This is a genomic window from Photobacterium piscicola, from assembly GCF_900166965.1.
In the GTDB taxonomy this organism is placed as follows: domain Bacteria; phylum Pseudomonadota; class Gammaproteobacteria; order Enterobacterales; family Vibrionaceae; genus Photobacterium; species Photobacterium piscicola.
In genome coordinates, this window is the sequence record NZ_FUZI01000001.1 from 1,321,396 (window position 1) to 1,334,224 (window position 12,829).

Consider the following 12,829-nt stretch of genomic DNA (forward strand, 5'->3'; position numbering starts at 1 on the left):
ATGACGCTAAAAAAATGCCGCAGTATTAACTGCGGCATTTTTATTTGTACATTAGTGGAATATATCTGTGTACTTATACAGTAACTGCTTCAACTTGTTTTTTCGCTTTAACACGTTTCTGTGCCATTGCCACACCAGATAGCACCATAATGCCACCAACATAATGATAACTTTGTAAATGTTCGCCTAACATAACACTAGCAATGCCGGCAGCCATAATCGGCAAAAGATTCATAAACATCGCTGTTCTATCTGCGCCTAGGCGTTCAATACTTTGCATCCATAACCAAGGCGCCAACACTGATGCTAATAATGCTGCATACATAATTAAAGGTGCGGCAGCAGCAGTAATTGCTATTCGATGACTGGTTAACAATAGAGGTGTTAGCATCATCACTGCAAATAGGCATTGAACATACACTGAGTGCCAATTTGAAATCGGCATTTTCCAGCGTTTTAGTAACACGCAATATAACGCGTACACCACCGCAGCTAACAGCATTAAGCCATCACCCTGTTTAATCCCCTGGCTGATCAAATTACTAATATGACCATGGCTTAACATCAAGACCAAACCACTTAATGATAAAACGGCACCAATAAGCGCAAAAGGAGATAAACGTTGGCCAAGTAATGGCACACTTAAAAACATACTGACTAGTGGCACTAATGAAATAATTAATGCGATATTGGTTGCGCTTGTGGTTGCCGCGGCAAAATATCCTAACGACTGATTCAATACCATACCTAGTAAAGCTAAAAAAGCTAACTTAGCTAAATACGGTTTAATGATGACTCGTTCACGCCATACCGACTTAGCTAAAAAAGGGGTTAATGCCACTAAAGCAAAAAACCACCGATAGAACGAAATCGCACCGGGGTCGATGACACTGAAGGCCATTTTGTTAACAATCGCATTTCCGGCCCAGATCGCAACCGTAAAAAGAGGGAGTAAATAGAACATTTTAAGCCTTAGATAAAACAGTTATTTCAATAAGGGAGATTGAAATAGAGGACGACGCTATTTTGTCACTTCCTATGAGAAATATATATTCGTAACCAGACATAGAAAATGCTTAGTCGGACATTTATTAATGAAAATGATAAAACCCTAACCACCTTACTCTGTTGTCACAAGTAATATGCTTAGGGTTTTAAATTGAAGACTATATGTGAGTTAGCGACTGATTATTTATCGCTCGGCTATGACTCTTTTTCACAGAACATAGTTGCTGCTAATCGCGCAAGATTGTAAGCATCAACATAGCCTGAGTGTTGACGTCCTTCCCAAGCCACACCGGCAATCTCCATTGCAGCACGTTGCCCTAAGCGCTTATTGGTGACATGACGTTGTAATTTAAATAATGTTGCTAAATTTAAATACTCACGAAAAGGCTCTTTCAATTCTTTTGCAGCGCACTCTTTCTTTAAAATACGGTCATCATGACCCCAAGCACCATAAATCTTATGCCGACCACCAAATTTTTGTTCAATCGAACGTAAAATAGTCGCTAATGGCTTACCATTTTTTTCAATTAGCTCAGGTTTAATCCCAGTTAATTCGGTGCAAAATGGTGAAACTTCATCATGTTCAGGTTTTACATAATGCTGTGCTCGTCGCACAATACGGCCCGTATTTAGATCCAGTTCCGCCACCCCAATTTCGATGATTTCACCAGTACGCGATGTGCGGCCATCATTCCAACAACACATTTCGAGGTCAAAACAGACAATACGATCAAAATTCATTAAGCTATCCAAGAGTTACGGGGTAAAACGGGCGCAGATAATACCATTTTGTCACTTCAGGTTCATCCTTGAACCCCAGATTATTATCTTCAATATTACATCACTATCTGCGATACAATTTTATCAGCCCCTTGCTGCGTCGCATGATGAGCATCATAGTATAACGGTTGTGAGTCTTGAATCGCATAACAATTACGGCCATCACAAAATTCTTTTATAGGATCAATAAAATGCACATTGCTTGGATAGTGAGCCTGCTGGAAATGCCGTAAAATATCCTTATTTCGCTGCTGATAATATGCAAGGGAAACAGATTTCACATCATTAACTGTATTACTAACCCAATAATTTTCATAAAATAATTTACTAATACTACGCCCCATTTCAGGCTTAGGTTTTATCACGTACACATTTTTTTTTGTTTTAGCTAATTTCAATACTAACGCATCAAACGATGTTAATATTCCCGCATATTCCGGCATTTTTTTATGTGATAACCGAGGGTATATTCCTCCATTTTCACCATATAAACCCGCTGAATAACGATGAATCAAGACCACATTTTGGATCTGCTTATTTTGTAAAATATAGTCAGCCGCTTCATTATACCAACGAGAGCAAGAACTAAAATCATTACCTTTTCCATAAGAAGGAATACACCCTGCGAAACTAAAATGTTTAACGCCTTGATCTGTTGCTTTTAAACGTTGGGCTAACGCATAACTAATACTAATCGCATGGCTATCGCCAAGCACTGCCCAATTAATATCATGCCCATAATACTCACATGCTTTAGTTGGATCTTGATAATCATAAATATGACAATTCACTCGATTAGGCGTCGATTTAATATCTTTTACGATGTTATTTACACTAACTGGAAATCTATCGATAGCAAAACCATTATTTTTAAATACTATCGCAGCTGCTCCCCCCACAATAATAATTAGCCATAAAGGTTTACTCATGGTTAACTGACGTAATAATGATGGCGATTTAAGCGCTACTTTGCGATTTTCAATATAGGTATAACTCAAATAACCCAAGACTATTGATACAGGTATCCCTATAAATTCAAAAAAAGGTATTGATAAATAATAGCCCACCACAACAATTGGCCAATGCCATAAATAGATTGAATATGACCATGTACCTAGGCGCTGAAAAACAGCGTTATTAAAGAAACCACCTTGATAATTAGCCACAATAATAAGAAAGGCACCTTCAACAGGCATCAAAGACAAGTACCCCGGCCACATGTCTTTTTCGCTCATCGTACTATAAGCAGCAATAATCAACATGACGCCTAACCACTGGCAATACTTCTGATTCTTTTCATTGAGCTGAATCGGATATAAATAGGCTAAACCGCCTAATAGCATCTCCCAACCACGCGCTGGCAATAAAAAATAAGAATACGTTGGGTTTTGGTAGCTCACATACACATTAAATAAAAAGCCACAGCCCGTAACAATTAACAATACTCTTTTTATACTATTGAAATTTAATATTTTTTTTAGAATAACCAATAAAATTGGATAAATAATATAAAATTGCCATTCAACAGAAAGCGACCAGGTATGCAATAACCATTTTTCATGAGATGTTGCATCAAAATATCCAGACTCTTTAAAATAAAAAATATTGGAGATAAAGCCACTACTGCCTGCAATGTGCTTACCCAATATTCGATAATCTACAGGGGTTAAGTAAAACCAACCTAATATTAATAAAACGCTGCACACCACCATTAATGGTGGAATGATACGATTCGCACGTGCAATATAAAATTGAATAATAGAAAATTTGTTATTATCTATCCCTCGAAAGATAATACTGGTCATTAGAAAACCAGAAATAACAAAAAAAACATCAACCCCAGCAAAACCACCGGGAATGCGGATCCATGGTGGATTGAAGTGATAAAGCACTACCGCAATAACTGCAAGGGCACGTAAGCCATTAATATCGGCTCTAAATTTCATAATATTCCTATACAGCTAACATATTGATGACGCTGAAAAATGAAGAACAAGAAAATAAACGATAACCTTAATTTTAATGTCATAAAAACAACAAATTTGACAATTACTAACAATATTTAAAGCTCAAACAAACAACATGCATATGTATAAAATATAACATCAGCACTAAAGGTGCTCATGGGTTATGCTCTTTAGGAGGGATATTGATATAACTAAGAAATAAACCGCATCATAAAAGCAATTACTTATCTCAAATTGTTTCTTTCTTCTCTCTCTTAGTGGCTGATATACTTAATACTTAATAACATCATTTGGATTCATAATGACCATTATTTATAACCCAATTATTGACAATAATAATCCACCTGATGATATATTTTTTGTTCATGAAGTTTTTGAACCTGACACCAGTACCCTCTACCATAGTCATTACTGGGGTCAACTACATCTTGTTACTAATGGTATTATTGAACTGAGTACTCACAATAATCGTTTTTTAGCACCGCCTCGTTATGCATTGTGGATACCAGCCATGATTGAACATAAAAGTTACATTCGTCGTAGCCTTAATTATTGTTCAATGAATGTGTGTTCACCGTTATCCGATCAACTTCCGGCTTATCCATGCTTACTTGAAGTCACTGATGTAATAACCGCTATTATTGAAGATCTGCGCCAACGTCAGATTATGGTTGCAACAACCGAGCAAGATAAACGCTTAATCACAGTATTATTTGATCAGGTGCTATTGTGTAAAGAACACGACCAATTTCTGCCCACCAGCGAAGATAAACTATTACAACCGATCCTTATTGAGTTAGAGCATAACCCAACCAATAATTTATCACTCACCCAGTGGGCACAACAGCTACATACCACAGAGCGTACATTGGCACGTCATTATAAAAATAAATTAGGCATCAGTTTTACTGAATGGCGACAGCGACGTAAATTTATCTATGCATTACATTTACTGCGCCAAGGCATGTCAGTCAACGAAACGGCGTTAACATTAGGCTATCACCAAGCCTCCCCCTTTATTACCTTATTTAAAAAATATGCAGGTGCCACGCCAGATCAATATCGATTACGGTTAGATTAATCCACCTTCATCAAACGCTTATAGCACTCAAGTCCCCTATAATTCCCTGTATAAAGTGCTTTTCTTGTTACTGCAACCAAAAATAAACACTATCAGCGCCTGTTCTGTGCGCTAGATCTCCTTATCTTGACCTTCAACCTGAGAGTTAAATCACATCTCATTTGGCTGGTTACAAATGTCCAGTAAATGCGCGCTTTATCCCATATCGAGAATAGCTTCTGCCACCCATAATAGCTCCAACAAAACGGCTTACTGCCATCTTAAACCTGTTATGTTCTTGTCCTTATCCGTGGCCAACATCGTCATAACGAAATGGAGTTATTCTTATGAAAAACCAATTATCGCAATTAAAGCGGCACCTCTTAACTGGTACTAGTCACATGCTACCTTTCGTTGTTGCGGGTGGTGTATTACTTGCCTTATCAGTAATGCTAGGTGGTAAAGGTGCTGTACCTCAAGGTGTTTTCCTTGAAGGCCTTTGGGACATGGGTATCGCAGGTTTCACTTTATTCGTACCAGTGCTAGGTGGCTACATTGCTTACTCTATCGCTGACCGTCCAGCACTTGCACCAGGCATGATTGGCGCTTACCTTGCAAACCAAGTTAACGCCGGTTTCATCGGGGCAATCATTGTCGGCTTCATTGCAGGTTACGTCGTACTACAACTAAAACGTATTCCGCTATCTAACAAACTAAAAGCCATCTCAACTTATTTCATTCTTCCTATCGGTGGTACGTTCATTGTTTCAGGTCTAGTTATCTGGGTTATCGGTGCTCCGATTGCAATGGCAATGGAAGGCATGAACACTTGGCTACAAGGCATGGCTGGCACCTCTAAAGCTTTCTTAGGTGCCATTCTTGGTGGTATGACAGCCTTTGATATGGGTGGTCCAATCAACAAAGTTGCTACTCTATTTGCTCAAACACAAGTTGGTACTCAACCATGGTTAATGGGTGGTGTGGGTGTTGCTATCTGTGTACCACCATTAGGTATGTTCCTTGCAACTCTATTATCACCTAAGCGTTACTCTGATGAAGAGCGCGAAGCAGGCAAAGCGGCTGGCATCATGGGCTGTATCGGTATCACTGAAGGTGCAATCCCGTTCGCTGCTGCTGACCCAGTACGTGTAATCCCGTCAATCGTTGTCGGTGGTATCGTTGGTAACGTTACAGCATTCTTGTTCGGTGTCCTAAACCACGCTCCTTGGGGTGGTCTGATTGTTCTTCCGGTTGTTGATGGTCGTATCTTCTACATCGTGGCTATCATTGCGGGCTCTGTAACGACGGCACTCATGGTTAACTTCCTTAAAAAGCCAATTGCAGACCGTGAAGAAGATAAAGCACAAGCTGCTGCATCTGATGACCTAGACCTAAGTTTTGATTAATAACATCGCATTCATTTATCAACGCGTTAATCGCATTAAATAACAAATTTGGAGATTCACATGAAATTATTAGCTATCACTTCTTGCCCATCTGGTGTTGCACATACATACATGGCTGCTGAAGCACTAGAAGTTGCCGCAAAAGCAAAAGGCTGGGATGTTAAAGTTGAAACACAAGGCTCTATCGGTATCGAAAACGAAATCACCATGAGTGAAGTCGCTGACGCTGATATTATTATTCTGACTAAAGATATCGCCATTAAAAACGAAGAGCGTTTCGCAGGTAAGAAAATTGTCCGTGTAGGCGTGGCTGATGCAGTAAAGAAAGCACCACAAATCATGGATAAAATTGAAGCGCATTTAGCTCAAGCTTAATCATGCGATAAGGCACAATTAAATGTGTGCCTTATAATTTACCCGTCAAATAAAGCCACCTTAGATCACGTTATTTAAGGTGGCTTTTTATATAACAGCTAAAACAGCCTCATCATCAAAATAAACTGGCATCAAGATAACAAATTCAAGAGCATTATATCGCAATCAACCACCAGCTAACTGATAATACTCATATTCATACATATAGTGCTTTTTTAGTGGTCTTTAGTCATTCATCAGTCCACGTCCATACTGAATAACAATAAGTAGACGCAAGACATGCATAATATTTTTATTGATTTGCTTGATAGTGCCATTTCTGATTTTGAATCTTTAAATAACATTTGGTTTGCTGGTGACTCGTTACCACCGCTAGAATCAAGTTATCAAGTTAACTTTCCACGACTTGAACTGGTATTTAAAGGCCGTTATGCCAATACCTTTGATAATCAACAATCAAATGTAGCAGATATCACTCTTGGCGTTGGCGAAGCATTATTCATTCCTGCCAATGCATGGAATAAACCAGATTGGCAACACGAGTGCTCAGTATTAAGTTTATTGTTTGGCAAGAGTCAACTTGGCTTTAGCTTGGTCAGTAAGCGAGAAAATGAAGACGGATTTTATGATGTGCAAAAATACAGCGTACCGCAACGCAGTAGCCATGCTATCGATCATATTCTCAATGCCTTATCAAGCTTAACCCATGAAAAGAAAAAACAACCTGCTGATAAATTTCTATTAATAGCTTTGCTGTGTTATTGCAAAGACATGCTTGAAATGCCAACGGCTGACTGTACCCGTCGTAGCCAAGATTTATTTAAAGGCATCTGTATTTACGTCCAAGAAAATTTTCACCGTAATATTAACCGTAATACGGTTGCTGAAAGGTTTAATATCTCACCCAATCACCTCTCGCGCTTATTTCGCCAAGAAGGCCATATGCGGTTTGCCGATTATATCGCTTGGGTACGTTTAGAACGGGCTAAATTCATGCTAAAACGCTACAACTTCCGTTTAGAAGAGGTGGCAAATCGGTGTGGTTATCATGATTCCAATTACTTTTGTCGTGTTTTTAAACGTAAAACAGGCAAGACACCAACAGAATACCGAGTGCATTAAAAAATAAGGCAAACAACTGAATATTTATATTCTATATTTGCCTATTTCTATTAAAGCGAATAAGCATAAAATTATCCGCTTTAATGGTTTATTACATCAATGAAAAAATCACTGCAAGCCTTGATCGTTCTTTGCGCATGTAACATTAGCTTCTCTGCTTTTGCTAATACAACACCGGCCATGGAATCACCATTATCAATTCCATTTTCTCAGCAGATCCATAGCTATCAATATTCTGGCGTCGTTAATAACGATGTTACTAATGACTTCAGTTTCTACGGCCATCAAGGCCAGAAAATCACTACCTTAGTAACAACTGATAGCGCGAAATTATGGGTGACAATTAAGCATCCACAGATGAAACAAGCGGTCGACATTTCAGCTATTTCAACTAACCCTAATCAGCGCGATACTTATACTTTACCTTTTACTGGTCAATATCATCTTAGTATCGGTGAATATCACGCCATCAGTAAACGTAACTCAAGCCAAAACTACACGCTAAAAATCACTTTGAATTAAAGTTTATAGCCACTTAAAACAAATGACATTGAAATCAATAAATCTCGATGTCATTTGTTCATCAAACATAATGACAAATCATCCCCGCCAGCCATATCCTCAACCTATCACAGAGTATTTAACACGGTCACATATCCATCAATTGGGTACATAAGTCCAGTTACAACGCCTTTTGTCCACTGCTAATTTTTTAACGAGCGTAATACACTCTTACTTTATTCGCGCAGTTGACAGGAGTCTCACGTGTCGCATATTTCATTAGATGGTCAGTGGCTACTCACTTCCCCACAGCATTCACATATTTCTATTCCATGCTCACTGCCTGGCGATGTACATTCAGCGCTCATTCAAGCGGATTTACTGCCACAACCTTATTTCGGTTGTAATGAAGAATTAATTCAATGGGTCGGTGAAAGTGAGTGGCAACTAACAACAGACTTCACACTCACAACCGAGCAACTAACTGCAACCGCCATCGATTTGAATTTATCGTTTGTTGATACCATGGCTATCGTTAGCATTAACGGTACTCAGGTATTAACCTGTAGCAACATGTTCCGTCTTTATCAGGTTAATGTTCTGCCCTACCTACAACAGGGTGTAAATCACATCAGTATTGCATTAGCGCGTAATGATAGTGAAGCACAACGACGTGCAGAAAAACTACCTTTCCCCGTGCCATGGGCGGTCGGTAATAATCAAATTCCACACATGAATACTCTGCGTAAAACCCAATGTCACGCGGGCTGGGATTGGGGCATTTGTTTATTATCAACAGGGGTATATAACTCGCTAACACTCACCCCTGTTTATGACACTCGCTTACACCATGTTAGAACCCAACAAGCATGGCTACCCAATGGCGATTGTGAAGTCACAGTTAACATTGATTGTGAAATACTGGGGGGAAGTACGGAGCAAGCACTTGATATTAACTTTGATAAGCAAGTACACACTATCGCTATAGATAATATAAACAATGGCACTCAAACCGTTACCACCACTATTATCGTAAAAGATCCACAGCGCTGGTGGCCTGCAGGTTATGGCGAGCAACCATTGTACCCATTAACGGTTACGCTTAATAATCACACCATCACCAAAAAACTTGGACTACGTGAACTCACATTAGATACACAAACCGATGCTATTGGTAGTGCAATGACATTTGTGGTTAATGGCAATGCGATCACCGCCAAAGGTGCTAATTGGATTCCACTTGATGCCCTACCCAGCCGTCAAACTCCTGCACGTTATCGTCAACTATTAGAAGATGCAGTTGCCGCTAACATGAATATGATCCGTGTGTGGGGCGGTGGCATGTATGAGCATGATATTTTTTATGAGTTATGCGACGAACTCGGATTATTAGTGTGGCAAGATCTGATGTTTGCTTGCGCCTTGTATCCATCAACCCCAGAGTTTTTAGCTGATGTTGAATTAGAAATTGTTGACCAAGTAAAACGCCTAGCGGATCACCCTTCACTGGCATTATGGTGTGGTGATAACGAAGTCATTGGCGCAATTGGTTGGTATGACGAATCTAAACACAATCGTGAAAAATACGTAGTGAATTACGACCGTTTAAACCGCATGCTGCAACAAGTAGTTGAACAGTACGATCCTAGCCGTCGTTTTTGGGCAAGCTCACCGTGTAATGGCGAACTCGATTTTGGCGATGCATGGCATGACGATAACCGTGGCGATATGCATTTCTGGGATGTATGGCATTCAGGTAAATCGTTCGATGCCTACCACAGTGTTAAACCACGTTTTTGTTCGGAATTTGGTTATCAATCATGGCCATCTTTGCCAACGGTAAAAACCTTCGCCGACAGTGAAGATTGGAATGTCACCTCGCCGACATTTGAACAACACCAAAAGAACGGTCGTGGTAATAGCATTATGACCGAAATGTTTACTCGCTATTTCCGCTTTCCCGTTGGTTTTGCCAACATGTTGTATTTAAGCCAAGTACAACAAGCAATCGCCATTAAAACAGCGACTGAGTTTTGGCGCGCCCATAAACAACATTGCCGCGGTATTCTCTATTGGCAACTCAATGACTGCTGGCCGGTGAGTTCATGGTCAAGCATTGAATATACAGGGCGTTGGAAACAACTCCATCACCACGCAAAACGTTTCTTTGCCCCTGTGATGGCGACATTTATTCAACAGCCGCAACAACCTCTAACACTGCATGTGGTTAATGATCATCATCAACCAATGCCAATTAGCGGAACAGTGATCAAGGCAGATTGGCAAGGGAATGTCCTCGCCACATGGCAACTAGACACCCAATTAGCTACTGACAGCAGTGACATTGTATGGCAAACAGAAGACATCTTAACCGCCTCTGAAACTAAACAGGTGTTTTACCATGTTAGTTTAACGGCCGCTGATGGCAGTGTGACTGAAAATACACATTACCCATGCTTGTTTAAACACGCACAACTGCAAAATCCAACCATTAACACAGAATGGCATCAAGATAATGAGACTATTTGGCTAGAACTCGACACTGACTGCCCGGCATTATTTGTTGAACCACAACTTGAATGCCAAGGTCGTTTTAGTGATAGCAGTTTTACTTTATTACCAAGTCATATTACAGGCACGAAGCATCGCCTTTATTATATTGGTGATTGTGATCTTAATACATTAAAACAGCATTTAACCTTATATCACCTTCGAGGAACCTATTAGTTTATAAAGCTTCCACAATAATATAAATAACAGCAACAGATACGCATATTTTTATATGTGTATCTTGTTACGACTGCTATTTATTAATAAATACTATCTATTTTCATCATGTTTATACGGAATTTATCTTCTCATATTTATAATAAGGAATTTTCATGATCAGAAATAAAACCCATACTTTAGCGCTAATAACACTAGCAACATTGTGCGCTCCAAGTTCTTTTGCCGCTGAAAAAAATCAATTAACGATTGTGGCTGATTTTTATCCCACCATGATCCGTAACTTTAATCCGTACTTAGCGACAAATTTACGTACCACAACCGATTTTATTTATGAGCCTTTAGTTGTTTTTAACCAAATGCACGGCAATAAACCGGTAATGCGGTTAGCGAAAAACTACTATATGTCTGACGATTTGATGCAAGTCACATTTGAAATTCGCGACGGCGTAAAATGGTCAGATGGAACGCCATTTACCGCTGATGATGTAGTGTATTCATTCCAACTTATTCATGATAAACCTGAGCTTGATCCGAAAAGCATGGATCGCTGGATAAAAAGCATCCATCAGCAAGATAACAAGGTTATTTTTGAATTAACTGAAGCCAATTCTAATCTGCCATTTGAAATTGCTTCGATCCCTATTGTGCCAAAACACATTTGGAAAGACATTGAAAAACCTGAATTATTTACTAATGAAAACCCAGTAGGTTCAGGCCCATTTACTGAAATCGATACCTTTACACCACAGCTTTATGTGCAATGCCGTAACCCTAATTATTGGGATAACGATAACCTAGAAGTCGATTGTTTACGCGTACCGCAAATTGCCAATAACGATCAGCTATTAAATAAAATCATTAAGTCAGAACTTGACTGGACCAGTGCCTTTATTCCTGATGTTGATGCACTGTATGCCGCTCGAAATCCAAACCATAAATACTGGTATCCTGCAGCAAGTACCCAAGCTTTTATGATGAATTTTAAAACGCCGCACCCAGGTAATAATGAAGCGATCAATAACCTTGATTTCCGTCGCGCGTTATCAATGGCTATTGATCGTCAAAAAATCATTGATGTCGCTTTTTATGGCAACGGCATCGTTAATGACTACGCATCAGGCTTAGGTAAAGGCTTAGAATTCTGGGCTGATAAAGATATTTACAACCAATACAAGGGCTTTAACACTTACAACATTGATAACGCCAAAGCATTATTAGCAAAAGCAGGCTTTAAAGATATTGATGGTGACGGTTATGTAGAAACGCCTACAGGTAAAAAGATAGAAATTGCAATTCAATCTCCAACCGGCTGGACTGATTTCAACAACACCGTTCAACTTGGGGTTGAGCAGTTACAAATGGCAGGCGTTGATGTCAAAGCCAAAACCTCTGATTTTGCGGTCTATAACCAAGCCATGACCAATGGTACTTATGATATGGCTTACACTAACTATTTTAACGGTGCCGACCCTTACCGTTACTGGAACAGCGCCTATCATTCTCGTTATCAAGAAGGTGCGAGCATGCCACGTTTTGCAATGCACTTCTTTAAAAATGCTGATTTAGACCAGTTACTGGATAATTTCTACAAAACTGCGAATCAGGATGAGCAAATGGTTATCGCCCATAAGATTCAAAAAATTATTGCCGAAAACCAAATCACGATTCCAGTCATGTCTGGCGTTGATGTGTACCAATTTAATGAAAGTCGTTATACCGGTTGGTGGAGCACAGACAACCCTAAAGGTCGTCCTTTAGCATGGGCGGGCGTTCCTGAGCGTTTATTACACGTATTAGATTTAAAACCAAAAGCGTAATACCAACCATACCGTTATCTTTTGATAACGGTATTTATTTCGCTGTGATATCAGCCCAAATAT

General features: G+C 39.4%; 10 protein-coding genes. 7 read left to right on the forward strand and 3 right to left on the reverse strand.

The annotated features are described in order from the left end of the window. Positions 1–73: 73 nt before the first annotated feature. The 3 genes from CZ809_RS05970 to CZ809_RS05980 all read right to left on the reverse strand — a co-directional run bounded on the left by CZ809_RS05970 (position 74) and on the right by CZ809_RS05980 (position 3,734). Entirely contained in the window at positions 74–964 is an 891-nt protein-coding gene (locus CZ809_RS05970) for a DMT family transporter (RefSeq protein ID WP_080156456.1), read from the reverse strand. Between the two features lie 239 nt (positions 965–1,203). Continuing rightward, a complete protein-coding gene (locus CZ809_RS05975; protein WP_080156457.1) occupies positions 1,204–1,749 on the reverse strand; it encodes a 3'-5' exonuclease in 546 nt (181 codons plus the stop codon). Positions 1,750–1,844: 95 nt separating this feature from the next. Beyond that, the gene (locus CZ809_RS05980; protein WP_080156458.1) at positions 1,845–3,734 is read right to left on the reverse strand and encodes an acyltransferase family protein; all 1,890 of its coding nucleotides are present in this window, start codon (positions 3,732–3,734) and stop codon (positions 1,845–1,847) included. 322 nt (positions 3,735–4,056) lie between these two features. Between CZ809_RS05980 and CZ809_RS05985 the strand changes: the two genes are divergently transcribed. The 7 genes from CZ809_RS05985 (at position 4,057) to CZ809_RS06015 (ending at position 12,766) form a co-directional block, all read left to right on the forward strand. Then, positions 4,057–4,836, forward strand: coding sequence for an AraC family transcriptional regulator (locus tag CZ809_RS05985; RefSeq protein ID WP_080156459.1), 780 nt, complete (start codon positions 4,057–4,059; stop codon positions 4,834–4,836). A gap of 326 nt (positions 4,837–5,162) precedes the next feature. Continuing rightward, a complete protein-coding gene (locus CZ809_RS05990) occupies positions 5,163–6,221 on the forward strand; it encodes a PTS fructose transporter subunit EIIC (RefSeq protein ID WP_080156460.1) in 1,059 nt (352 codons plus the stop codon). A 60-nt stretch (positions 6,222–6,281) separates the two neighbouring features. Continuing rightward, positions 6,282–6,596: a PTS fructose-like transporter subunit IIB gene (locus CZ809_RS05995; RefSeq protein WP_080156461.1), complete on the forward strand. Its 315-nt coding sequence runs from the start codon at positions 6,282–6,284 to the stop codon at positions 6,594–6,596. A 279-nt stretch (positions 6,597–6,875) separates the two neighbouring features. Beyond that, the gene (locus tag CZ809_RS06000) at positions 6,876–7,718 is read left to right on the forward strand and encodes a helix-turn-helix transcriptional regulator (protein ID WP_080156462.1); all 843 of its coding nucleotides are present in this window, start codon (positions 6,876–6,878) and stop codon (positions 7,716–7,718) included. 99 nt (positions 7,719–7,817) lie between these two features. Beyond that, on the forward strand, positions 7,818–8,240 hold the full coding sequence (locus CZ809_RS06005) for a hypothetical protein (RefSeq protein ID WP_080156463.1): 423 nt from the start codon (positions 7,818–7,820) through the stop codon (positions 8,238–8,240). 243 nt (positions 8,241–8,483) lie between these two features. Further along, on the forward strand, positions 8,484–10,946 hold the full coding sequence (locus CZ809_RS06010) for a beta-mannosidase (protein ID WP_080156464.1): 2,463 nt from the start codon (positions 8,484–8,486) through the stop codon (positions 10,944–10,946). A 155-nt stretch (positions 10,947–11,101) separates the two neighbouring features. Beyond that, on the forward strand, positions 11,102–12,766 hold the full coding sequence (locus CZ809_RS06015) for an ABC transporter substrate-binding protein (RefSeq protein WP_080156465.1): 1,665 nt from the start codon (positions 11,102–11,104) through the stop codon (positions 12,764–12,766). Positions 12,767–12,829: the final 63 nt, after the last annotated feature.

Coding starts and splice junctions, on each gene's coding strand:
- CZ809_RS06005 (WP_080156463.1), top strand. CDS start 7,818: ATGAAAAAATCACTGCAAGCCTTGATCGTTCTTTGCGCATGTAACATT.
- CZ809_RS05975 (WP_080156457.1), bottom strand. CDS start 1,749: ATGAATTTTGATCGTATTGTCTGTTTTGACCTCGAAATGTGTTGTTGG.
- CZ809_RS05990 (WP_080156460.1), top strand. CDS start 5,163: ATGAAAAACCAATTATCGCAATTAAAGCGGCACCTCTTAACTGGTACT.
- CZ809_RS06015 (WP_080156465.1), top strand. CDS start 11,102: ATGATCAGAAATAAAACCCATACTTTAGCGCTAATAACACTAGCAACA.
- CZ809_RS06000 (WP_080156462.1), top strand. CDS start 6,876: ATGCATAATATTTTTATTGATTTGCTTGATAGTGCCATTTCTGATTTT.
- CZ809_RS05995 (WP_080156461.1), top strand. CDS start 6,282: ATGAAATTATTAGCTATCACTTCTTGCCCATCTGGTGTTGCACATACA.
- CZ809_RS05985 (WP_080156459.1), top strand. CDS start 4,057: ATGACCATTATTTATAACCCAATTATTGACAATAATAATCCACCTGAT.
- CZ809_RS05980 (WP_080156458.1), bottom strand. CDS start 3,734: ATGAAATTTAGAGCCGATATTAATGGCTTACGTGCCCTTGCAGTTATT.
- CZ809_RS05970 (WP_080156456.1), bottom strand. CDS start 964: ATGTTCTATTTACTCCCTCTTTTTACGGTTGCGATCTGGGCCGGAAAT.